Genomic DNA, 21,995 nt, shown 5'->3' with positions numbered 1-21,995 from the left:
GCCGCTCACCCCAGCGCATTGATGCCGCCGGGGAGGTTGACCAGGTCATAACCCAGGTCGCCGTACTGCTCCACGAAGGTGGCACTGCGCACCCCGGAGGCGCAGTGCACGACCACGCGCCGGGTATCGCGTCGTGCGTCGCGCCGGGCCTCACCGAGGGCATGCCACACGGTATCCACACCGGTGATCTCCGACAGCGGCAGACGCACCGGATCCAGGTCGGCGAGTGAATCATTGAGCAGATACTCATGCGGTTCCCGGATATCCAGCAGCACCGCCGCACCGGCCCGGACCTGGTCGAGCAACTCCTCGGGGGAGGGGCCAACCGCACACACCGCATCGCTGTAGCTCGGCTGGAGCCCGGTGACGCGGTCACGCGCCGGGTCCGCACCCACGGTGAAGCTGCGGGTGGTGGTGGTCAGGGCGTCGTAGCTGAGCATGCGTCCCGGCTGGGTGGGTAGTCCTGCGAGGAACTTGATGGCCTCGGTGGCCATGAGCGCACCGATGGTGGCGGTGGTGGCCCCGAGCACACCGGCGGTGGCACAGTCGGGGATGGAATCACCGGTGGGTTGGACGGGGAAGAGATCACGCAGGCCCACACCATCGGCAAACAGGCAGACATCCCCGCGGAAACGCAGCACCGTGCCCCACACCAGGGGGGTACCGGTGATCTCGGCGGCATCAGCCACGAGGTATTTGGTGGCAAAGGAATCCGATCCGTCGAGAACCAGATCAACCCCACCGACCAGCTCCACCGCGTTGTCGACGGTCAGGCGCTCACGCAGGGCGGTCACCGTGATGTCGGGCTGGAGTTCACGCAGGCGTTCGGCGACCACCTCCACCTTGGGCCGGCCCACATCGGAGGCACCGAAGAGGATCTGCCGGTGGATGTTGGTGATGTCCACGGTGTCATCGTCGATGACGGTGATGTGTCCGATACCGGCGGATGCCAGCGACTGCATGGCCGGACATCCCAGGCCGCCACCACCGATGACCAGCACATGGCTGCGGTGGAGACGTTCCTGCTGTTCCATGCCCCAGCCGGAGAGGGCGAGCTGGCGGGCGGTGCGGCGCAGTTCGGTGTCGGGAAGTGCCATGTCGGGAAGGGACATCTCTGGAAGTGCCATCTACAACACCTGATCCGACCAGGACGCCAGTCCGTCGAAGGTGGAGGAGGCCACGGCGTGTTCGCGTTTCGGGATGCGCCCGGCCCCGCGGGCGAGACGGCCGGCATCCACGGCATAACGCATCGCGCGCGCCATCGCCACGGGGTCCTGACACCGGTTGACCGCAGACGCCAGCAGCACCCCGTCGCAACCGAGTTCCATCGCCAGGGCGGCGTCGGAGGCGGTGCCGACACCGGCGTCGAGAAGCACCGGTACACCTGCCCGCGAGCAGATCAACTCGATGTTGTGCGGGTTGAGGATGCCCAGGCCGGTGCCGATGGGCGAGCCCAGGGGCATGACCGCGGCGCACCCGACGTCCTCCAGGCGTCTGGCCACCACCGGGTCATCGGAGGTGTAGGCCAGCACCACGAAACCCTCGGCGACGAGCAGTTCGCAGGCGTCGATCAGTTCGACGACATCGGGCAGCAGGGTGTGTTCATCGGCGATGACCTCCACCTTCACCCAGTTGGTGCCCAGTGCCTCCCGGGCGAGTTTCGCGGTGATCACGGCATCCCGTGCGGTGCGGCAACCCGCGGTGTTCGGCAGGGGGGTAATGTCCAGGCGGCGCAGCAGGTCGAAGACGGATTCCCCGGTGGTCGTGGCTGCGTGACGACGCATCGCCACCGTGGTCAGTTCCGTCCCGGAGGCCACCAGTGACTCCTCCAGCATCGCCATGGAGGTGGCGCCACCGGTGCCCATGATCAGGTGGGAGTCGAAGGTGCGGTCGGCGATGGTGAGCATGGGTTAACCTCCCTGGACGGCGGTGAGAATGTCGATGTGCTGGCCGTCGGCAAGCGGGCGGTCCCACTGGGAGCGGGGCACCACCTCACCGTCCACGGCCACGGCGACCCCGGCGTCCGGCAGCTGCCCGAGGGTGTTCTCCACCAGGGCACTCAACGTGGTGGCGGTGGTGGTCACGGACTGGTTGTTGAGGGTGATGTTCATGGATGCTCCTTCTGGGTGGTGTGTCGGTGTGGGGCACAGGCGTGAAGATCGATCCCGGGATCGCGGTGTTCGACCATGGCCAGGGTCGCCTCGGCGGCCAGGGCGGTCAGCAGGATCCCGTGGCGGAAATACCCGGTGGAGATGATCAGGCGTTCATCCACCCGCCCGAGGTACGGCAGATCATCCGGGGTACCGGGGCGCGCGCCGGTGGTGGCCTCGAGGAAATCGCACTCCTTGATGCCGGGGGCCAGGCGGGTGGCATCGCGCAGCAGATCATGCACCGCGCCGGCGCGGGGGACAGGCCGCTCATCTTCGCGTGAGGTGGCCCCGATGGCGAGGGTGCCGTCGGTGCGGGGGATGAGGTAGACGGTGCGGTCCTCCACAAACCCGCGCACCACCCGGGTGAGCAGCGGGGCGAGATGATCCGGCACACCCAGGCGCAGGATGTCGCCGTAGACCGGACGCAGCTGCAACCCCGGGTGGAGCTGCCCTGCGCCCAGACCATTGGCCAGCACCACCTGTTCATCATCGGGGATCGCAGTGGCCCGTTCCCGGCGGACCTCCACCCCGAGATTATCCAGGGCGTCGAGCAGGGCCGCGGCGAACATCCTCGGGTTGATCTGGTGATCGCCCGGGATGTGCACGGCCCCGGCCAGCTGCGGGCTCAGGGCAGGTTCCAACCTCCGGGCTGCACGCAGTGTCAGACGTTCGACCTCCATGCCGTTGGCGGACTGGTAGTCCGACAACTGCGCCAGATGGGCAGCATCCGCCCGGTCCGCGGCCACCACCAGGGTGCCCTCGGTGCGGTACCCGGTGGGCAGATCGGTGTGCTTGTCGACGACCCGAAGCAACCCCGGATACAGCGCGGCCGAGCGCAGCATCAACGGGAACAGTGCCTCCTGCCGGTAGACCACCTCCGCGACCGGGGCCAACATCCCACCGGCGTGGTGGGTGGCACCGGAGGCGGGATCGGGATCCACCAGGGTCACCACATGACCTGCATCCGCCAGCCGTACCGCGGTGGCAAGACCGACCAGACCACCACCGACGACGGTGACGCTGCTCATTGGCGACCCTCCCCGAAACCGGTGATCAGACGCCGGGCGTAACCGGTCGGGTCAGCGGATTCCATGAGGCCACGCACCACCGCCAGACCGGCGACACCGGTGTCGGCGAGGGCCGGGGCGTCATCGGCGGTGACATCCCCGATGGCCACCACCGGAAGCCTGGAGAGCTCCACCAGCTCCCGGTAACCCTCCACACCGAGTGGTGGGCGACCGGAATCCTTGGTGGGGGTCGGGCGGAACGGCCCGGCACCGATGTAGTCGAGCACCTCCGCGTGCTCATTGGCGGCCTCCACCAGCTCCCTGGTGCCGGTGGTCAGACCGATGATGGCCTCCTCGCCCAGCAGGGCACGGACATCACGGACAGGAAGATCATCCTGCCCGACATGGACCCCGTGGACGGGCAGGCCGCGGTGGCGCAGAGCGAGGGCGATGTCGACGCGGTCGTCGACAAGCACATGGGCGGTCTCGCCCACGGCGAGCGCGACGGCCTCGGTGAGTGCGTAGAGCTCACGGGCGGTGATGGGTTTGCTGCGCACCTGCACCGTGCGGGCCCCACCTGCCACCGCGCGCCGGGCGACATCGACTATGTGTTCGTGGCTGCCGTGGCCGGTGATGAAATAACAACGCAGATCAGGGGTGGGACGCATGTCCTTGTAGGCCTCTCTTCCTTCGCTGGTGCTAACCAGACAGGTTCATACGGTCCTTGCGCGGCAAGGCAGCGCAATCTCAGCCCGGTGCCCCGGGCGCCCGTGGGGGTTGGGGCCTGAGTGTAGATGATGCGGACCACGCCGTGAAGGGCGGGGGCGGGATTTGGCATCAGCCGCGCAGACATGAAAGAATGCATGGGTTGACTGTGTGTCTCGTGGCACCTTCTGCACAGAAGGGGTTGCGGTGGTCCGCAGTGGCGCAAAATTGAAACGGATACGAACCGGCCGAGCGCCCCACCACAGGGGAAGTGCCGCCAGGGTCCTCTTTCCCTAACTGTCAAAGGACTGTCTACATGAACATTCTGGATAAGGTCGACTCCGCATACCTGCGCGACGACGTTCCTGCCTTCCGCCCCGGTGACACCCTCGACGTTCACGTCAAGGTCATCGAAGGCACCAACACCCGTACCCAGCTCTTCAAGGGTGTTGTCATCCGCCGCCAGGGCAGTGGCATCCGCGAGACCTTCACCGTGCGTAAGGTCTCCTTCGGCATCGGTGTTGAGCGTACCTTCCCGGTTCACTCCCCGAACCTGGAGAAGATCGAGGTCGTCCGTCGTGGTGACGTCCGTCGCGCCAAGCTGTACTACCTGCGCGAACTGCGCGGTAAGGCTGCCCGCATCAAGGAGAAGCGCTAAACCTGACGGTGTCCTGACACCATCCCGGGTTGCAACCCCCGTCGCCACCGGATCTCTCCGGTGGCGACGGGGTTTTTTCATGGGGGAATGAAGAAAGCCGTGGGTGAGATTCCTCCTGTTTTGCGGGGGAAAATAGTAAAATTATGATCAACGTTCAATATCCTTAAGAGTTTTGTGTTCTTGGCTCCTCAACCTCCTGTCAAAATCAGTGCAAAACCTTGGCTTGCTGTGTGCAGTTCTTGATTGGACCCATTAGTCGCCGACGGGTACCTCTGTGCCATGGGCGTTAACATAAGGAGCCCGTCATGGCTTTGAAGCACACAACCAGGCTGAGGAACAGATCACTGGTAGCAGTACTGGGCGTAGCCACACTACTGCTGGGGCATGTTCTTCCTCGGATGATTCTGATTCACCCGCCACCACCGCATCCAAAGGTGGTACCACCCATGCGGGCACCGTCAACGCGGTGACCTTCGATACCCTCGCCGATGCAACCGTCAAGATCGTCGGTCAGGGTACCTTCATTGAACCCGGCACTGTCGACCCATCGGAATCCGCGTGGGAGGGATCCGGATTCATCATCGACCCGTCGGGTATCGCCATCACCAACAACCACGTGGTGGTGGGTGCAGGTCGACTTGACGGAACCTACGGTGAGAACGGGGAAAGCAAGGCGAGTATGCGGGTGCTCGGGGCATCTGAGTGTCTGGATCTTGCCGTGGTACAGCTCAATGCCGATGATCTGCCCCACTACACCTGGTACGACGGTCAGATTACAACCGGCCTCGATGTGTACTCCGCGGGTTTCCCGGCAGGAGCCTCCGATGACTTCACCCTCACCCGTGGCATCGTCTCGAAGACGGATTTCGAGTTCGACACCCAGTGGGCGTCCCTTGAGCATGTGATTGAACACGATGCCCGTATCCGGGGTGGTAACTCCGGCGGTCCCCTGATCACCGGGGACGCCAAGGTTCTGGGCGTCAACTATGCCGGCGATGATTCCCTCGACTACAACTTCGCCATCCATCGTGATGTGGTTCGAAATGTCATCGACGACATGATCGACGGTAAGCGGATCTCATCGATCGGTGTCAACGCACAGGCCTGGGATAGTGGGGATCCGGAATTCTTCGGCGTGTGGGTGTCCTCGGTGGAACCGGGAGGCCCCGCCGACAAGGCAGGTATTGAACCCGGGGACCTCATCCTGAAACTCGGGGGAGTCAGCGTGGGGGATGAGGGTAATCTGGCGAGCTACTGCCAGGTACTGGATACCCACGGCAGTGACGGCACCATGGACGTTGAGGTTCTGCGCCCCCGCGACGACACCCTCCTCACCGGTCAGATCAATGGCCGTGAGCTGGAGGTCGAACAGGAGAACGTCTCCGGCGGGCAGGCCACGGAGCAGGCGGGCGAGTACAGCGGTGAGTCAGTGGAGATCACCGACGACAGCAATTCCCTCGCAGTGAGCGTCCCGGTCGAGTGGGCGGATGTGGATCCCACGCCGTGGAAGGACAATAACGGACGGGACTGGGTGTCCCTCGTGGCGGCTCCTGACCTGGACGCCTTCTGGGCGTCCTACAACGCCCCCGGACTGTGGATGCTCGGAACGGACCCCTCCTACACCCCTGAGCAGGTACTCGAACAATTCGACGCCTCAGGTACCTGTACAGAGACAGAGCGGGACACCTGGGATGACGGGTACTACCGGGGCCCGTATGTTGCCTATGACTGTTCAGGAACCACGGTGCTCCTCTTGGCCACCCAGGATTATGACCAGACCGGCCCCCTGGCTCTGCTCATCCAGCTCCAGACGGATTATGAGGTCAGTACCGTCCTGACGGAGATTGCATCCACCTTCAGGTTCATCTGATCTGTGGATCACCTGTTTCCGGACCTGCTGACCGGGGTCCGGCCGGGTGACCACCCCACACACCGTATCCGGTGTTCGTTGCCCGCCCCAGGTACCACTGAAGGTTGCCCGGGGCGGGTATGGGTGGATGGTCCGGTGTCGGTGTTCCGGTCAGCTGCGGGTGCGGCCGAGTTCCTCCTCGATGCTGGGCCAGAGCTGGTGGAGGATGTATTCCCAGGTGATGACACCGCGCACGGTGTAACCGTTGTTCACGGAGATCACCGCTGCCAGTTGTTCGTTTTCTCCCTGCATCCGTTCCAGCCCCTCCTGGATGGTGGCGGTCTCCGGCAGGGTCAGTACCGGGCGCGACCACTCCAGGGCCGGGGCGGATTTGTCCGCGAGCAGTGTGTCACGGGCGTGCACCACGCGGGGAACATCCCAGGTGGGATCCTCCAGGAGCACCCGCAGCTGACCGGATTCGGCGGCGGTGCGCTGGATATCCCGGACGGTGGCTGTGGAGGGCAGTGACCTCATCTGGTTGACGGGGGAGTCCACCGCCTCCCCCACGGTGGTCAGGTCCAGGGCGATGACCCCGGTGATCTGGGTGGCGGAGACATCATCGAGGGTGCCGGTGACACGCGAATGCTCCACGAGCATCCGCAGGGTATCGGCGTCGTATCCCCGGGCTGCGGCACGTTCCACCGGTTTCTCACCGGTGGCCTCCACCAGCCGGTTGGCCATCTTGTTGATCCAGGACAGCAGCGGGCGGAAGATGTTGATGAATCCGCGGGCCGGCAGGGCGATGAGTTTCACCGCTGATTCCGGGTGGGTGATGGCCCAGGACTTCGGGGCCATCTCACCGACCACCAGGTGGAGGAAGGTGACGATGAACAGCGCCAGGATGAACGCGATGACATCGGCGACCGCCAGGGGGATCCCCAGGGCCTCGAAGAGGGGCATCATCGAGTAGTGCACCCAGGGTTTGGTCACGGCACCCAGGGCGAAGGTACACCCTGTGATGCCCAACTGCGCGCCGGCGAGCATGAGGGTCAGCTCATTGAGGCTGCGCAGCGCAGCACGGGAGGACGCGGACGTCTCTGCGGTTTCCTCCAGACGGTTGCGGCGGACAGCCAGCAGGGCGAATTCGATGATGACGAAGAAACCGGACAACACGATCAGCAGGATCGTTGCCGGCAGGGCGATATACCATTCGGTCATGTTCTAGCGACCCTCCTCGGTGGTGTGATCGGTGGTGGCATCGGTGTGTGCGCCGGCCGGAGGGTCCTCGATGAGGGTCAGGTGCACGGTGGCGGGTACATTGCGTTCGATGGACTCGACCCGGATGCGCAGGATGCGGACCGGGGGTTCACTGCGTTCGACGAAATCCTCAGGTTCGGCGGCCAGCTGGATGTCGTGGACCTCACCGGCGTCGACAAGCCCACCGGCGTGGGAGAGCAGCAGCCCGGAGATGGTCTCGAAATCCCCCTCGGGGAGGTCGTGGCCGATGGCACGTTCCACCTCATCGAGCGGGGTGTCACCGTCGACGAGCCACTGATCCTCACGAGTTTCGGTGATGTCCTCGCTCTCCGGAAGGTCATGTTCGTCGCTGACATCACCGAGGATCTCCTCGGCGAGATCCTCGAGCGTGATGATGCCGATGAAGCCACCGTATTCATCGATGACACAGGCCATCTTCTCCTCCTGTCCGATCAGTTCATCCACGACATCAGGCAGGGTCATCAGTTCGGGTACCACCACGGCGGGGCGTGCCAGGGTGGTGGCCGGAGTGGTATCCGGCAGGTCCGTTGCCAGTACATCGACCAGGTGGAGAACCCCGGTGGGCACGTGGTCCTCGTCGATGACGGGGTAGCGACTGTGGGCGGTGGCCATCAGTGCGCGGGCCTCACCGAGTGTGGTCTCCGGGGACAGGACATCCGTGCGTGAGCGTGGGATCATCGCGTGCCCGACATTGCGGTCGGGGAAATCCAGCAGGCGGTCCAACACGAGGAAGGTGCTGTCATCGAGGTCACCGCTCAGACGTGAGGTGGAGACAATATGTTCCAGGTCCTCGGCGGTGGCGGAGGAGTCGATGTCCTCAACCGGTTCAATCCGCATGAGCTTCAGCAGCGCATTGGAGGAGGCGTCGAAGAACCTGATCAACCAACCGGTGACCTTGAGGTAGATGGAGGTGGACGGTGCCAGCGCGATGGAGGATTTCATCGGGGCGGCGATGGTGTAGTTCTTCGGGAACAGTTCACCGAAGATCATCTGGATCACGGTGGACAGTGCCAGGGCCAGGACGGTGCCCACACCAACGGAGACGGCGGTGGGCACCCCCACGCCGCCGAGGAGGACACCGAGGGATTCACCGACGAGAGGCTCGGCGATGAAGCCGACGAGCAGACCGGTGACGGTGATGCCCAGCTGTGCTCCGGAGAGCATGAAGGAGGTGCGGTTGGTGATGTTCAGGGCCTGGGCGGCCTTTTTGTCCCCGGCATCGGCACGGGCACGCAACTGTGTGCGGTCGACCGACATATAGGCGAATTCCTGCGCCACGAAGTAACCGTTGATCACGATGATCACGGCGATGATCACCAGGCCGAGCAGCAGAGTGAATGCAGCACCTATCATTTGTTCACCCGCCTCAACACGTCGAAGTCAGTGTGGGCGGGCCAGATAGATCGCGCGGGGGGCTCCATTAGGAGTCGATACCTCATTCATTCTCTCGGGGTCGCAGGGACCGGTCGGATGACCGGATCCTGTGGGAAATACCGACAGTGTACAGAAAAGTAGCCGACTGTGCGATGGGACGGAATCCCGGTGTGATGAGGTTCCTGTCCTCTACTGTGGAGTTCATGATCATCGCAGTGGAGGGGCCGAGCGCCGCCGGTAAGACCACCTTCTGTCGGGGGCTGGACCAGACCTTTGTCACGGAGTACCGGCCCACGGGCAGGGAACCCGACAGTGATGATATAGAGGTGCCGGCCCATTACTGGGCGAATGTGAGCACCTCCCGCTGGAATACCGCCCGGATTCTGGAGGGGGACACCGGCCTGGCGGTGTGTGATACCGATCCCATGAAACTGCACCACACCTGGTCCCTCGCCCGGATCGGAGCGGTACCGGCAGAGCGCTTCGAGCTCGAAAGTGAGCTGGTCCGGGAGGCGCTGGTGGAAAAACGCATCGGTTTCGTCGACACGGTGCTGGTGGAATTCCCCGCCCCCGAGGTCCTCCGGGAACGCCGGGACAAGGACACCTCGCGTGAACGCACCGACTTCGAGCTCCACCTCAAGCTCATCGAACCGATGCGGGAATGGTACCGGGCGCTGGATGTGGTGGATCCGGGTCGTGTGCTGGGGTGGGATGTGGATATCAACGCGCTGCGCCCCCGGGACCGCCGCTATGACGCGTCGCTTCTCGACGCCCTCCTCGCCGCCCTTCCACCCCTGTGACTATTTGTCCAGCAGCTGCCGGGAGGCCAGATCCCGGTAGATCGGACTGTTGGTGAGCAACTCTGTATGGGTGCCGGTGGCCACCACGCGTCCGACGTCGATGACGATGATCTGATCCGCGTCGGTGACTGTGGAGAGTCGGTGGGCGACCACCACGAGGGTGCGGTCCTCGGCGATGGCGTCGATGGAATCGAGGATGAGCTGTTCATTCTGGGAGTCCACCGCACTGGTGGGCTCATCGAGCAGGAGCACCGGGGTGTCCATGAGCAGCATGCGTGCAAGCGCCAGACGCTGGCGCTGACCACCGGACAGACTCAACCCCCGGTCACCCAGGACGGTGTCCAATCCATCGGCCTCCTCCATGCGGGCACGCAGATTCACCTGGTCCAGGGCCCACCAGCACCGCTCATCGCTGGCGTCGGCGGAACCGAGCAACAGGTTCTCCCGGACGGTTCCGGACAGCACCGCGGCCTCCTGCTCCACATAACCGATGATGCTGCGCACCGAGGCGCGGGACAACTCCGCGGTGTCCTGACTACCCAGCAGGATGCGACCGGAGTCAATGTCGTAGAACCGCTCGATCAGCGCCAGGATGGTGGATTTACCCGACCCGGAGGGACCCACGAACGCTGTTTTCTTCCCGGCCGGAATGTGGAAACTGACATCCTCCAGCACCGTGGTCTCCCCGTCATAGCTGAAGGTGACATTCTCGAAGGTGAGATCCCGGGCGGGTTGTGCCGGTGCACCGGTGGTGGGTTCCGGTTCCTCATCCATGATCTCCGAGATGCGTTCGATGGCACCCATGGCCTGACGCACGGTGGTGATCGCCCCGAAGATCTGACCCAGGGGCATCGACACCATGAACAGGTACAACACGAAGGAGACCAGGTCCGCCACGGTGATATCCCCGGTGGCCACCCGGGCACCACCGATGCCCAGGACCACCAGGAAACTGCCCTGCATGGCCAGGCCGGTGGCAGGACGCAGGGCGGCACCGATCTTGGCCACCACCACACCCATGTCGAAGGCCTCCTGCGCATCGGCATTGAGGCCCTCCTCCACGCGGGGTTCCGCACCGGTGGCGCGGATGGTGCGGATGGCCCCCAGCGCACGGTCCATGTCCGCACCCAGTTCACCCACGGCCGCCTGGGCCTTCTTGGTGTATTTCTGGATCAGGCGGGACACGCCGATCACCACGATCATGGTGAACACCACCACGGCGAGGACGATGGAGAGCATCAACACGTCGATAAGCGCCATGAGGATCACCGCACCGATCATCATCACGGTGCCACCGATGGCGTCGATAAGCCCCCCGGTGAACGCCGCGCGGATGAGGGTGGTGTCCGACCCCAGGCGGGTGACCAGATCACCGGCACGGTGGCGGTCATAGACGCGTACCGGCAGGCGCAGCATCCGCGCTGCCAGCTGCCTGCGGGTGGTCAGGACCGCTGATTCCGCGGTCCGGGTCATCACGTACAACTGCAGTGCGCTCACCACGGAGGAGATGATGAGCAGACCGACCAGACCCCAGACCAGCGGGGTCACCGACACCTCCCCGATCCGGGAGATGATGTTGTTGATCAAAAGTGGCTGCATCAGTGAGAGCACGGCGCCAGCCACCGACAGCACCAGTGCCAGCGTCAGGGCACCCTTGTGGTGGGCGAGCATGGTGAGCAACACCCGGAACGGCGGACGTGATGCGGTGATCACAGTGGGGGAGGGGGGTTTCTGGCTGACGGTCACAACACATCAGTCTACGGGGCGGTCCCGTGGGGCCAATCCATCCGTGGGCGCGGTGGTTGCAGGGGATCGGGGCCCGGCGCTGCTAGAGTGAACACCCGTGACTGATTCTGCTGGTGACTCGAATATCAACGACCCCTCCCGGACCCCGGGCGGGAAGGGTGCGCGTGGTAGCAGGCGTGCCGGGAAGGACGAGGCGGCCGGGGAATCGGCGAAGAGGCCCACCCCGTGGTACATCGAGATTCCCATCGTGGTGGTGCTCACCCTGGTGCTGATCTTCGTCCTGCAGACATTTGTGGGTCGCCCGTACATGATCCCCAGCGGTTCCATGGAACCCACCCTGCATGGGTGTGAGGGCTGCACCGGCGACCGCATCATGGTGGAGAAAGTCTCCTACTACTTCACCGACCCCGAGCCGGGTGATGTCGTGGTGTTCAAGGGCACTGATTCCTGGAATGTCGGGTTCACCACCCAGCGCTCGGACAACGCGGCTATCCGTGGTCTGCAGAACCTGGGATCCTATGTCGGTCTCGTCGCCCCTGATGAAAACGACCTGGTCAAGCGCATCATCGCCACCGGCGGGCAGACTGTATCCTGTCAGGAGGGTGACCCCGGGATCATGGTCGACGGTGCGAAGGTGGATGACAGCTACACCCTGCAGCCCCTGCAGTACCCGGTGGATCCCAACTCCGGGTCCGAGGCCTGCGGTGGCAACTACTTCGGTCCCATCACCGTGCCGGAGGGCAACTACTTCATGATGGGCGACAACCGCACCAACTCCCTGGATTCCCGCGCCCACATCGGCGATGAGTACCAGGGCACCATCCCGGAGGAGAACATCAAGGGCAAAGTCCAGTTCATCTTCCTGCCGTTCAGCCGCATCGGTGGCGTGGATGACCCGGACATCCAGGGTTAAACCCGCGCTTGTCGACGCCCCCTCCCGCACCACCTGCCACCCGCCCACCCGGGTAGGGGGTGACGCATGGCAACGATTCGTCGCCTGAAACAGCTGCGCACCTACGAGGTCGCACTCTCACGCCACGGGCTCGGCCCTGTCGCCGGTGTGGACGAGGCCGGCAGGGGAGCGTGCTGCGGCCCGATCAGCATCGCCGCCTGCATCCTGCCCGACCGGCCGATCGCGGACCTCGCGGTGCTCACCGACTCCAAACAGCTCTCACCCCCGGTACGGGCAAGGCTCATGCCCCTGGTGAAGAAACATGCGGTGGCCTGGTCGGTGATCCATATCTCCGCAGCCGATATTGACCGTTTCGGCATCCAGCACGCCAACATCTCCGGGATGCGCCGTGCGGTGGCCGCCCTGGAGGTGCGCCCCGGTTATGTGCTCACCGATGCCTTCCGCATCCCTGGCCTGCCGTGTCCCTCCCTGCCCATCCCCGGCGGTGATGCTTCCGCCCGGTGCATCGCCGCCGCCAGCGTGTTGGCCAAACAGACCCGTGATGAAATCATGACCGACATGGCGCAGCAGTTTCCCCAGTACGGACTCGCCGGGCACAAGGGGTACAGCACCAAGGTGCACATGGATGCGGTGCGCCGTCACGGTGCCAGCCCCCAGCACCGATATAGTTATGCCAACGTGGCGAAGGCACACCGGGAATGGGCACTGTCCCACTCGGACACCGAGGTTCAAAACACAGGGAAGGTGGAACATGAGCGCTGAGGAACTCGACAACTACGAGGCAGAGGTTGAGCTGTCGCTGTACCGCGAATACCGCGATGTGGTCAGCCAGTTCTCCTACGTTGTGGAAACTGAGCGACGCTTCTACCTGGCCAATGCCGTGCAGCTGATCCCGCACACCAACGGCAACGATGTCTACCACGAGGTCCGCATGTCGGACGCCTGGGTCTGGGACATGTACCGTTCCGCCCGTTTCGTGCGCTATGTCCGGGTGATCACTTACAAGGACGTCAACATCGAGGAACTGGACAAACCGGAGATGATCATCCCGGAGTAGGTGGGATTAGATCCAATACCGTTAAGTTAGTGGTGGGATGACGGTGACCACTGGGCCGAGTGGCCGACCACAATGATGGGATCGTTTCACCGGCCATTTCGACATCTTTCGTTTAATCACCCGCGGATTCTTCCGCCTTCGTCGCGGTGGGTTGAGGTACCTGGCCAGCCAAGACACTGCCCGATCCCATAAACTTCGGGCGGTGTGCGGGTCGTCAGGGGGGAAAAGAGCCCTGGATCACCGAACGACGGGTAAGCTTCAAGGCCTTAACAAATGACACCCGCACCGGAGGGTGCTCACTGGCAGTGGCCGCATCAGCCATCAGTGTCCTGATCGCGTAGTGGCAGCACAGATGCCCCCAGATCTCCTGACGCACCAACTCCGGGGACTTTGACCGCAACACCCTTTCTCGTCCACGCTGATGGGTTTTCAACTCATCGAAAGTGTTCTCGATCTCCCACCGGGCGTGATACGCCGCGATCAGATCCTCCACCGACACCTCATCAGGATCCAACAAGGTGGTCAACAACCGATGCTGCTGGTCGACAATGCCAGCCTCATCGTCACCGGTATCGATGTGGTAGTCCACCACCCGCACCATCCTTGGGGCAACCTGCCGCCACCCCGGCCCACTGCTCGGGGTAATCGTGGCCAACCATGTTCCATCCTCCAGGGTTCGCACATGGTGTGGTTTCACATTGTTCCGGATCCGCCACACCAGATCCGCACCACGGTCCTGGGCGGTAGCCCACCGGTGGAAACTATAAAACCCCCGATCAGCGACCAGTACTGAGCCTGGATCCAGCCGGTCGATCAGTTCATCAGCCAGGGTCGTTTCCCCGGTGCCCAGCCCGCCGATGACCGCGTCCAGGATCGCATGTGATCCACATTCCGCGATCGCCACGACACGGGCCTGCGGGTACCCGGCCTGACCACGTCCGGTGCCGGGACGCCCGAAATGCTCGACATTGGCTGGCGTATCCGGGACATCCAAGGTGGTGCCATCAACAGCCAACAGGCGTTTGCCCGCCAGCCAGGCCCCCTCCCACCCCGGCCGGGCCAATGGTTGGGCAACACGGGCAAACAACGCTGCCATCGGTTCATGTCCCAGCCTGACCCTGGCCTGGAAAATCGCGGAGCGTGACGGAGCAGGTACTGCCTGTTCCTCCCACCTGCAGGCCCAGGACAGTCCATCGGTGAGATCGGCGTAGATATCCTCATAGGATCCATCGGAGTTCAAAGCCATTGTGATGGTGTAATACACCATTACCCGGGAGGGCAGGATGCGGGATCGTTGCTGGGTACGACCGGCCTGCGCGACGACCTCGTCCACGACATCGGCCGGAAACACCCGGGTGAGCAGGCCCACCGAGATTAAATCCGATAACCGACGATCAGTATCAGGTTGTGTCCGTCCATGTCGAGGCATAGCACAACACTACACCCACTAACTTAACGGCATTGGGATTAGATCGTGTCACGCACCCGTCCGGGGTAGGTTCTGGCAGGGGATTCCAAGGTTCGACACAGCGTGTGTCAATATTTATCCATGCGTAGAATTCTCACTGGCCTCATCGCCGGCACAGTGGCGGTTGCCGCCACCATCTCCCCGGTTCAGGCATCCTCGGAGAGTGGGCTGTCCAGCCCGGGCTCCAGCGAGGGATACCTGTCTGCCGAACTGTCCTCCGGTCTGTCTTCCGGTTTGTCCTCTGATGCGGAAGCTGAAGACTCCGGTGAGGAGTTCGCCACCACTAGCAGCGGGGACGAGCTCACCATCGCGGTCGCTGTCCTGGCCACCGGAGGCATCATCGCTGCAGGTCTGACCTGGGCTGTTCAGCAGCGGCTGATCGCCAACCCACTGCCCGGGATCATCCCCAACCCGCCGGCTCTCCCAGCGCCCGCTCCGGCTCCAGCACCCGCACCTGCGCCCGCTCCGGCTCCCGCGCCAGCTCCAGCCCGGGTGCAGCGTCAGGCCGCACCGGCACCTGCCCCGGCCCCTGCTCCGACGGCACCTGCCCCGGCCCCTGCTCCGACGGCACGTTCCTACAAGAACTGCACCGCTGTGTGGAATGCCATCGGCCGATCCATCAAGAGAGGGGAGCCGGGTTACGCCAGCCACCTCGACCGGGACAACGACGGCGTCGGTTGCGAGCGGGATCCGCGCTAGAGTAACCGACCACTGACAACCCTTCTGTCAAGCCCCGCAGGGCAGAGCCTGTGGATGAATCACCGTCATCCCCGGCCGGCCTGTGGGGCTTTTGTCATGTCCTTGTCCGGGAGGTTCCTCTGAGGTCCAATCAGGGCACATGACCGATTGACAGGGGGACACATGAAAACCGAGAAACAGAAACTGGGTGCGGTGGGGGAGAACCTCGTGGCCACCCACTACGTCCGGCGCGGCTACGGGATCGTGGAACGCAATGTCCGCTATCCGTTCGGGGAGCTGGATCTGATCGTGGAGGACTCGGACGGCACTACCGTGTTCGTGGAGGTGAAAACCAGGCGCGGGACGGGTTTCGGTGCGGCCGAGTCGGTGACGGGACGCAAACTCACCCGGATGCGGCGCGCGGCCACCACCTGGCTGCAGGGCAGGCATTACCGCGAGATCCGCTTCGACGTGGTCACGGTGGTCATCGATCCCACCACCGGAGGGTATGTGCTGGATCATTTCGAGGGGGTTGACGATGGCGCTCGGTAGATCCCTGACCACCGCCCCGTCCGGGGTGAATGCCACCGTGGTGCAGGTGGAGGCCAATGTTGGTGCCGGACTTCCGGGCACTTACGTAGTGGGGCTCCCCGACGCCTCCATCACCGAAAGCCGCGACCGGATCAAGACGGCGGTGATGAACAGTTCTCTGGCCTGGCCCAAAACCAAGGTCATCATCAGCCTCTCGCCAGCCTCGGTGCGCAAGAGTGGTTCCCACATCGACCTGGCCATGGCCGTGGCGGTGTTGGCGGCACAGACCAAGGACCGGGATTTCCGGAGCAGGGCCGCCGCCACGATGTTCCTGGGGGAGGTGGCGCTCGACGGGTCACTGGTACCGGTCACCGGGGTGCTCCCGGCGCTGCTGGCCGCCCGTGACCACGGCGTGGGGGACGTGGTCATCCCCGCCGGAAACCTCGCCGAGGCGGGTCTCATGGAGCAACCCCGGGTCCACCTGGCCACCCACATGCGGGACATTGTCGCCTGGCTGGATGGGCTGATGGAGCTGGATCAGGCACCCCTCGGGCTGGATCTCGATGTGGGGGACCACCCGGACATGCGCGATGTGGTGGGACAACCGGAGGCGCGGTTCGCCGCCGAGGTGGCCGCCGCCGGGGGACACCACATGATGATGCTGGGTCCCCCGGGGTCGGGGAAATCCATGATCGCCCAGCGCCTGCCCGGACTCCTGCCTCCTTTGGATGAGCAACAGCGCATCGAGGCGACCGTCGTTCATTCGGTGGCGGGGCGGACCTTCAACGGGGCGGTGCTGCGCGCCCCGTTCGTGGCACCCCATCACAGCGTGAGCAGGGCCGCATTGCTGGGCGGGGGGTCGGGCAACCCCATGCCCGGCGCGGTCAGCCTGGCGCACCACGGGGTGTTGTTCCTGGATGAGGTCAGCGAAATTCCAGCGTCCACGCTTGATACCCTGCGCACGCCCTTGGAATGTGGCAGTGTCCGCATTGTGCGTTCGCGGCAGGACATCACCTTCCCCGCGCGGTTCCAACTGGTGATGGCGGCCAACCCGTGTCGGTGCGGGGCGGAGCAGCCCACCGAGTGCACCTGTACTGGCGCGGCCCGGGCGTCCTATCTCACCAACCTGTCCGGGCCGCTGCGGGACCGGTTGGACCTCGTGGTCCGGACACACGCGAAGGGGTCGGTGCTCGTCAACACCGGGGAGGAGGCTACCGCGCCGATCGCTGAGAGGGTGCGGGAGGCGCGGCGTCGACAAGCATCACGGTGGTCGCGGGCCGGGCTGCGTGACACGGTCAACGCCACCGTCGACCCGCACCGGATGCGCCGGGAGTTCCCCGCCTCCGAGGAGGCGATGGCCTACCTCGGGGTCTTCCTCGCCGACGGGGTGGTCTCACAGCGTGGGGTGGACCGCGCACTGAAACTGTCCTGGACCCTGTGTGACCTCGACGGTGGAACCAGGCCGGATCTGGACCACGTGGCGCGGGCCCTGGAACTGCGGGGCACCACCGGGGTGGAGGTGGCGGCATGAGCGCGATGATCACCGACCGGCTCCGGGCGTGGGCCTACCTCTCCCGCGTGGTGGAGGGCCCCAGCGTGCACCTGCAGACCCTGTTGAAGCAGGGACGTGATCCCGAGGCCATTGCGCATGCGGTGAAACACCGTGAACCGTGGATCGGGGACCTTCTCAGGGAGACGGCCTCCCGCTACGAGTGGGATGTGGCTCAGCAGGACCTGGAGCAGATCCTCGCGCTGGGTGGCCGACTCATTACACCGGAGGACCGGGAATGGCCAGCGACGGAACTCGACCATGCCTTCGGGTTCGCGGCCTCGGGCATGAGCGATCATGTCCGCACCTACCAGGACGATGCCGTCCCACCCCATGCACTGTGGGTGCGGGGTGGTGACCTGCGGTCCCTGACCGCCCAGGCGGTAGCCCTGGTGGGCACCCGGGCGGTCAGCCAATACGGACGGGAGGTCACCGCCATGATCGTCGACAACCTCGTGCCCCACCAGTGGACGATCATCTCCGGCGGGGCGCTGGGAGTGGACACCGTTGCCCACACCACCGCCCTGCGCGCCGGGGGAACCACCGTCGTGGTCGCGGCATGTGGTCTGGACCGTTCCTACCCGGCCCACAACCGGGGCCTGTTCGAGGAGGTCGTGAACAGGGGCGGGGCCATCGTGACGGAATATCCCCCGGGCACACCACCGCAGCGACACCGGTTTCTCACCCGCAACCGGCTGGTCGCGGCCCTGTCCCAGGGGACGGTGGTCACCGAGGCGGCCTGGCGTTCCGGGGCGCTGAACACCCTGAGCTGGTGTGCGGGCCTGGGGCGGGTGGCCATGGCGGTGCCGGGACCGGTCACCACCGCCGGGTCCCTCGGCTGCCATGAACGCATCCGCAACGGTCACGCCCAGATGGTGTGCAGTGGTGATGAGATCCGCTCGCTGCTGGGTGCGATCGGTGGCATGGATGCCCAGGCGCAGTATGAACTCAACTATGCGGCCAACCCGATCCAGGGACTCAGCCGAAATGAACTGCGGGTCTACGATGCGCTGGGCCGACACCCACGTGAGGCCGCGGAGGTGGCCACCGAGACCGGCCTGACCCTGGCCCTGGTGATCCATCTGCTTGTGGATCTGAACTCCCGCGGTCTGGTTGCCAGGGAAGGGGTGCGGTGGGCCAGGCTCGCTGAACAGGGGGCTGACGCGGGAGGTGACACCGGTGGTGGGTAGAGCAGAAAAGGGTGGGAAAAGGCTTGCGCGGCGGTTCACGCGCGGATAATGTGGGTGAGGCAAGCCTAAGTAAAGTGCTTCAGGGTTCGGGCTGGTTCCCTGAGCTCCCACCTGGAAACCGTGTGGCGGTGTCACTGTGGAAACGCACCACACCCCCACCCGGTTCCGGGAACGCTAGGGTTATGCATTATGGGTGAGTCAGAAGTGAAGGCGACACGTTCTCCGGTGGACGTGTCGCCTTCTTCTGCTTTCCGCAGCTGATGGGCAACTATTGGAGCCGGCAGGGGCCGGTAGGGAAGGGTGGGATGGCACGATGGGCGATGACCCCAGGCAGTCACAGATGCTGGAGGCGATTGAAGATTTCTGCGATTATCTCATCCTGGTGGTGGGGCGCTCCGATGCGACGGTCCGGGGGTACCGGTCGGATCTGCGCCACATGGCCGCCACCATCCCGGACCTGACGGAGTTCACCCTGCCCAACCTACGCGCCTGGCTGGGCCGGGCCGTGGAGGAGGGTAAGAGCCGGGCCACGCTGGCCCGACGCACGGCATCGGTGAAGTCGTTTTCCACCTGGGCCGTCAAGAACGGTCTCATCAGCGGTGATGAGGCCGCCCGCCTGGTATCGCCGAAGGTCACGCGCAACCTGCCGCGGGTGCTGGGAGAGGTCCAGGCGGGGGAGTTCATGGGCAGCGCCGCCGCCGACACCGAGGATGAGTTCCGCCGCGACAGCGCCATCCTGGAACTGCTGTATGCCACGGGGATGCGTGTCTCCGAACTGTGTGGCCTGGACCTCGGCGATGTGGACCATCACCGGCGGATGGTCCGGGTGCTCGGCAAGGGCGACAAGGAACGCATGATCCCCTTCGGCAAGGCTGCCGCAGATGCGCTGGAGCAGTGGCTTGAGGCGCGGGACCGGATGGCGAAGGTCGAGGATGCCATGTTCGTGGGTGTGCGCGGAGGGCGCATCGATGCCCGGCAGATCCGCAGAATCGTCGACCGGACGGCGCAGGTCGCCGGGGCGGACCATCTCTCACCCCACTCCCTGCGCCACACCGCCGCCACCCACCTCCTCGACGGAGGGGCGGACCTGCGTCAGGTCCAGGAGATGCTCGGGCATTCCTCCCTGCAGACCACCCAGATCTACACCCACGTCAGTTCCCAGCGTCTGCTGGAGGCCTTCCGGCAGGCGCATCCGCGGGCCTGAGCGGTTTCAACCGGATGGTGGGGGTGGGCAGCAGTCCGACGGGGTTGATGTAGTCATCCCCGATCCGTGCACCCCACTGCAGGCCGGGGTACGCCGTGGTCGGATGCCCCAGCGTGCCGATGGCCTGCTTGGCGACGACCGGATCCCCTGCGGAGACGTGGGCGTGCACCGGCTGGTAGGTGGTGCGCACCCCGTCGGCATGGTCGATGGAGATCGTCGGCGTCCCGGCGACCATCCCGGCGAAGACCACCACACCGTCACCGGCGCTGAGTACATCCGCGCCGATCGCCAGGGGCAGGTCAACCCCGCGGTGTCCCGACAACCAGTTGTGCTCCGGCTTGTCGAAAGCCCGCAGCACGGTACCTGCCCGGGGCAGTCCCGAGGCCGGATTGACATAGGTCTCTGCGGCCCCTGCGCCCGGCAGGAAGGAAAGCTGTACTGCCAATACAATAAGGACCGCAAACAGCGACTGGAGCAGATGTCGGAGGTGGTGTGTTACGCGCCGCTTGGCAGGGTGGATCAGATGATTCATGATTCTCATACCGCGATGGTCACCCATAACCTCACCACTGTCACCGGTGGCCGCACGCCCCTGTGGATGGTGAAACGGTTGTGACAGGTGGGGAAGGATCCGGGAAGAGGTTATCCACAGTCTCCTCCCACCGTTTGGAGGGGCAGGTCAGCCTGTGTAAACTGTTGCCAGCAGTGTGCCCGGATCTATCCCCGCCAACGCGGAAGGGAGTCCCGGGGTCATTGACTACGCGCGGTGGTATTTCGGGGATCTATTCGAATACCTAGCTCAACCAGGTCCCAGAACAGTCACTGTTGTGGGTGTTGGGCAGGTAACCCATCGCTAGGGTGCAGGATTAAAACCTGCACAACATTTTTCAAAACCGAAATCCAAAACTTAAAGAAAGGGGCTTACCATGGCAGTCGTAACCATGCGAGAGCTTCTCGATGCTGGTGTGCACTTCGGCCACCAGACCCGCCGCTGGAACCCGAAGATGCGTCGTTTCATCTTCACCGAGCGCAATGGCATCTACATCATCGACCTCCAGCAGACCCTGACCTACATCGATCAGGCCTTCGAGTTCGTCAAGGAGACCGTCGCCCACGGTGGCACCATCCTGTTCGTCGGCACCAAGAAGCAGGCACAGGAAGCTGTCCAGGTTGAGGCGGAGCGCGTCGGCATGCCGTACGTGAACCACCGCTGGCTCGGCGGCATGCTGACCAACTTCCAGACCGTGTCCAAGCGTCTGCACCGCATGAAGGAACTCCAGGCGATGGACGCTGCTGAGGACGGCTACGAGGGCCGCACCAAGCGCGAGACCCTCATGCTGACCCGCGAGCGCGTCAAGCTGGAGCGTGTCCTCAGCGGTATCGCTGACATGAGCCGCATCCCGTCCGCTCTGTGGATCATCGACACCAACAAGGAGCACATCGCTGTCGCCGAGGCGCACAAGCTGAACATCCCTGTGGTTGCCATCCTGGACACCAACTGCGACCCTGACGTTGTCGATTACCCGGTTCCGGGCAACGACGACGCCATCCGCGCCACCGCTCTGCTGTCCCGCGTCATCTCCACCGCTGTGGAAGAGGGCAAGAAGGCACGCGAGGAGCGTCAGCTGGCCGCCGCACGTGAAGCTGCCGGCGAGCCCAAGTCCGAGGACGCACCAGCCGAGGCTGCTGCTACCGAAGAGGCCCCCGCAACCGAGGCTCCTGCAGCCGAGGCACAGCAGGAGAACGCAGCTGAATAAGCTGTAAACAACAGCTGCACCCCACAAGCCCCCACGACGATGGAACTTTTCACCTAAAATTTCACGCGACGTGGGGGCTTT

General features: G+C 64.4%; 22 protein-coding genes and 1 riboswitch. Of the genes, 12 read left to right on the top strand and 10 right to left on the bottom strand.

The window, feature by feature from the left end; genetic code table 11:
• Positions 1-5 precede the first annotated feature (5 nt).
• The 5 genes from CE_RS09650 to CE_RS09630 all read right to left on the bottom strand — a co-directional run bounded on the left by CE_RS09650 (position 6) and on the right by CE_RS09630 (position 3,825).
• Positions 6-1,127 (bottom strand): ThiF family adenylyltransferase, encoded by a 1,122-nt coding sequence (locus CE_RS09650; RefSeq protein ID WP_006767936.1) that lies wholly within the window; start codon positions 1,125-1,127, stop codon positions 6-8.
• Positions 1,128-1,907, bottom strand: coding sequence for a thiazole synthase (locus tag CE_RS09645; RefSeq protein ID WP_006767935.1), 780 nt, complete (start codon positions 1,905-1,907; stop codon positions 1,128-1,130).
• Positions 1,908-1,910: 3 nt separating this feature from the next.
• Positions 1,911-2,111, bottom strand: coding sequence for a sulfur carrier protein ThiS (gene thiS, locus CE_RS09640; protein WP_006767934.1), 201 nt, complete (start codon positions 2,109-2,111; stop codon positions 1,911-1,913).
• A complete protein-coding gene (gene thiO / locus CE_RS09635) occupies positions 2,108-3,178 on the bottom strand; it encodes a glycine oxidase ThiO (RefSeq protein WP_006767933.1) in 1,071 nt (356 codons plus the stop codon). The genes thiS and thiO overlap by 4 nt, the downstream gene beginning before the upstream one ends.
• Positions 3,175-3,825 carry a thiamine phosphate synthase gene (locus CE_RS09630; RefSeq protein ID WP_006767932.1) on the bottom strand — a complete coding sequence of 217 codons (651 nt, stop codon included), beginning with the start codon at positions 3,823-3,825 and terminating at the stop codon, positions 3,175-3,177. Before CE_RS09630 ends, thiO begins: the two co-directional genes overlap by 4 nt.
• Positions 3,825-3,939, bottom strand: a riboswitch (TPP riboswitch). (Overlaps the previous gene by 1 nt.)
• A gap of 239 nt (positions 3,940-4,178) precedes the next feature.
• On the opposite strand from CE_RS09630, the gene rplS reads away from it, so the two are divergent.
• Both rplS and CE_RS09620 read left to right on the top strand, forming a co-directional pair.
• Positions 4,179-4,520, top strand: coding sequence for a 50S ribosomal protein L19 (gene rplS / locus CE_RS09625; RefSeq protein ID WP_006767931.1), 342 nt, complete (start codon positions 4,179-4,181; stop codon positions 4,518-4,520).
• 466 nt (positions 4,521-4,986) lie between these two features.
• Positions 4,987-6,390, top strand: coding sequence for a S1C family serine protease (locus CE_RS09620; RefSeq protein ID WP_006767930.1), 1,404 nt, complete (start codon positions 4,987-4,989; stop codon positions 6,388-6,390).
• 150 nt (positions 6,391-6,540) lie between these two features.
• On the opposite strand, the gene CE_RS09615 is transcribed toward CE_RS09620, so the two are convergent.
• Together CE_RS09615 and CE_RS09610 are read right to left on the bottom strand one after the other, a co-directional pair.
• The gene (locus CE_RS09615; protein ID WP_006767929.1) at positions 6,541-7,587 is read right to left on the bottom strand and encodes a CNNM domain-containing protein; all 1,047 of its coding nucleotides are present in this window, start codon (positions 7,585-7,587) and stop codon (positions 6,541-6,543) included.
• Between the two features lie 3 nt (positions 7,588-7,590).
• Complete coding sequence (locus tag CE_RS09610) at positions 7,591-9,000, bottom strand: hemolysin family protein (protein WP_006767928.1); 1,410 nt, start codon at positions 8,998-9,000, stop codon at positions 7,591-7,593.
• A gap of 224 nt (positions 9,001-9,224) precedes the next feature.
• Between CE_RS09610 and CE_RS09605 the strand changes: the two genes are divergently transcribed.
• Entirely contained in the window at positions 9,225-9,821 is a 597-nt protein-coding gene (locus CE_RS09605) for a hypothetical protein (protein ID WP_143758452.1), read from the top strand.
• Here CE_RS09605 and CE_RS09600 read toward each other — a convergent pair whose 3' ends face one another.
• The gene (locus CE_RS09600) at positions 9,822-11,567 is read right to left on the bottom strand and encodes an ABC transporter ATP-binding protein (RefSeq protein WP_011075675.1); all 1,746 of its coding nucleotides are present in this window, start codon (positions 11,565-11,567) and stop codon (positions 9,822-9,824) included.
• Between the two features lie 97 nt (positions 11,568-11,664).
• On the opposite strand from CE_RS09600, the gene lepB reads away from it, so the two are divergent.
• From lepB to CE_RS09585, 3 genes are all read left to right on the top strand, one after another.
• Positions 11,665-12,480, top strand: a complete 816-nt coding sequence (gene lepB / locus CE_RS09595; RefSeq protein WP_006767925.1) for a signal peptidase I — start codon at positions 11,665-11,667, stop codon at positions 12,478-12,480.
• Positions 12,481-12,546: 66 nt separating this feature from the next.
• Positions 12,547-13,242, top strand: a complete 696-nt coding sequence (locus CE_RS09590; protein WP_006767924.1) for a ribonuclease HII — start codon at positions 12,547-12,549, stop codon at positions 13,240-13,242.
• Positions 13,232-13,537 carry a DUF2469 domain-containing protein gene (locus CE_RS09585; RefSeq protein WP_006767923.1) on the top strand — a complete coding sequence of 102 codons (306 nt, stop codon included), beginning with the start codon at positions 13,232-13,234 and terminating at the stop codon, positions 13,535-13,537. The genes CE_RS09590 and CE_RS09585 overlap by 11 nt, the downstream gene beginning before the upstream one ends.
• A 214-nt stretch (positions 13,538-13,751) precedes the next feature.
• On the opposite strand, the gene CE_RS09580 is transcribed toward CE_RS09585, so the two are convergent.
• Positions 13,752-14,966 carry an IS4-like element ISCef4 family transposase gene (locus CE_RS09580; protein ID WP_011074783.1) on the bottom strand — a complete coding sequence of 405 codons (1,215 nt, stop codon included), beginning with the start codon at positions 14,964-14,966 and terminating at the stop codon, positions 13,752-13,754.
• Positions 14,967-15,086: 120 nt separating this feature from the next.
• On the opposite strand from CE_RS09580, the gene CE_RS09575 reads away from it, so the two are divergent.
• The 5 genes from CE_RS09575 (at position 15,087) to CE_RS09555 (ending at position 20,157) form a co-directional block, all read left to right on the top strand.
• Complete coding sequence (locus CE_RS09575) at positions 15,087-15,704, top strand: excalibur calcium-binding domain-containing protein (RefSeq protein ID WP_041628379.1); 618 nt, start codon at positions 15,087-15,089, stop codon at positions 15,702-15,704.
• A gap of 162 nt (positions 15,705-15,866) precedes the next feature.
• Positions 15,867-16,235 (top strand): YraN family protein, encoded by a 369-nt coding sequence (locus tag CE_RS09570; protein ID WP_006767921.1) that lies wholly within the window; start codon positions 15,867-15,869, stop codon positions 16,233-16,235.
• Positions 16,222-17,745: a YifB family Mg chelatase-like AAA ATPase gene (locus CE_RS09565; RefSeq protein WP_006767920.1), complete on the top strand. Its 1,524-nt coding sequence runs from the start codon at positions 16,222-16,224 to the stop codon at positions 17,743-17,745. The genes CE_RS09570 and CE_RS09565 overlap by 14 nt, the downstream gene beginning before the upstream one ends.
• A gap of 5 nt (positions 17,746-17,750) precedes the next feature.
• A complete protein-coding gene (gene dprA / locus CE_RS09560; protein ID WP_173362609.1) occupies positions 17,751-18,953 on the top strand; it encodes a DNA-processing protein DprA in 1,203 nt (400 codons plus the stop codon).
• 313 nt (positions 18,954-19,266) lie between these two features.
• Complete coding sequence (locus tag CE_RS09555) at positions 19,267-20,157, top strand: tyrosine recombinase XerC (protein WP_006767918.1); 891 nt, start codon at positions 19,267-19,269, stop codon at positions 20,155-20,157.
• Here the strand turns inward: CE_RS09555 and CE_RS09550 are convergent.
• Positions 20,105-20,602, bottom strand: coding sequence for a M23 family metallopeptidase (locus tag CE_RS09550; protein WP_231295016.1), 498 nt, complete (start codon positions 20,600-20,602; stop codon positions 20,105-20,107). The two genes, CE_RS09555 and CE_RS09550, sit on opposite strands and share 53 nt — an antisense overlap.
• A gap of 481 nt (positions 20,603-21,083) precedes the next feature.
• Between CE_RS09550 and rpsB the strand changes: the two genes are divergently transcribed.
• On the top strand, positions 21,084-21,914 hold the full coding sequence (gene rpsB, locus CE_RS09545) for a 30S ribosomal protein S2 (protein ID WP_006767916.1): 831 nt from the start codon (positions 21,084-21,086) through the stop codon (positions 21,912-21,914).
• Positions 21,915-21,995 lie beyond the last annotated feature (81 nt).

This window comes from Corynebacterium efficiens YS-314 (genome assembly GCF_000011305.1).
Classification (GTDB): Bacteria; Actinomycetota; Actinomycetes; order Mycobacteriales; family Mycobacteriaceae; genus Corynebacterium; species Corynebacterium efficiens.
This window is presented reverse-complemented; position numbering and strand designations above follow the sequence as displayed.

Coding starts and splice junctions, on each gene's coding strand:
- CE_RS09650 (WP_006767936.1), bottom strand. CDS start 1,127: ATGGCACTTCCAGAGATGTCCCTTCCCGACATGGCACTTCCCGACACC.
- CE_RS09645 (WP_006767935.1), bottom strand. CDS start 1,907: ATGCTCACCATCGCCGACCGCACCTTCGACTCCCACCTGATCATGGGC.
- thiS (WP_006767934.1), bottom strand. CDS start 2,111: ATGAACATCACCCTCAACAACCAGTCCGTGACCACCACCGCCACCACG.
- thiO (WP_006767933.1), bottom strand. CDS start 3,178: ATGAGCAGCGTCACCGTCGTCGGTGGTGGTCTGGTCGGTCTTGCCACC.
- CE_RS09630 (WP_006767932.1), bottom strand. CDS start 3,825: ATGCGTCCCACCCCTGATCTGCGTTGTTATTTCATCACCGGCCACGGC.
- rplS (WP_006767931.1), top strand. CDS start 4,179: ATGAACATTCTGGATAAGGTCGACTCCGCATACCTGCGCGACGACGTT.
- CE_RS09615 (WP_006767929.1), bottom strand. CDS start 7,587: ATGACCGAATGGTATATCGCCCTGCCGGCAACGATCCTGCTGATCGTG.
- CE_RS09610 (WP_006767928.1), bottom strand. CDS start 9,000: ATGATAGGTGCTGCATTCACTCTGCTGCTCGGCCTGGTGATCATCGCC.
- CE_RS09605 (WP_143758452.1), top strand. CDS start 9,225: ATGATCATCGCAGTGGAGGGGCCGAGCGCCGCCGGTAAGACCACCTTC.
- CE_RS09590 (WP_006767924.1), top strand. CDS start 12,547: ATGGCAACGATTCGTCGCCTGAAACAGCTGCGCACCTACGAGGTCGCA.
- CE_RS09585 (WP_006767923.1), top strand. CDS start 13,232: ATGAGCGCTGAGGAACTCGACAACTACGAGGCAGAGGTTGAGCTGTCG.
- CE_RS09580 (WP_011074783.1), bottom strand. CDS start 14,966: ATGCCTCGACATGGACGGACACAACCTGATACTGATCGTCGGTTATCG.
- CE_RS09575 (WP_041628379.1), top strand. CDS start 15,087: ATGCGTAGAATTCTCACTGGCCTCATCGCCGGCACAGTGGCGGTTGCC.
- CE_RS09570 (WP_006767921.1), top strand. CDS start 15,867: ATGAAAACCGAGAAACAGAAACTGGGTGCGGTGGGGGAGAACCTCGTG.
- CE_RS09565 (WP_006767920.1), top strand. CDS start 16,222: ATGGCGCTCGGTAGATCCCTGACCACCGCCCCGTCCGGGGTGAATGCC.
- dprA (WP_173362609.1), top strand. CDS start 17,751: ATGATCACCGACCGGCTCCGGGCGTGGGCCTACCTCTCCCGCGTGGTG.
- CE_RS09555 (WP_006767918.1), top strand. CDS start 19,267: ATGGGCGATGACCCCAGGCAGTCACAGATGCTGGAGGCGATTGAAGAT.
- rpsB (WP_006767916.1), top strand. CDS start 21,084: ATGGCAGTCGTAACCATGCGAGAGCTTCTCGATGCTGGTGTGCACTTC.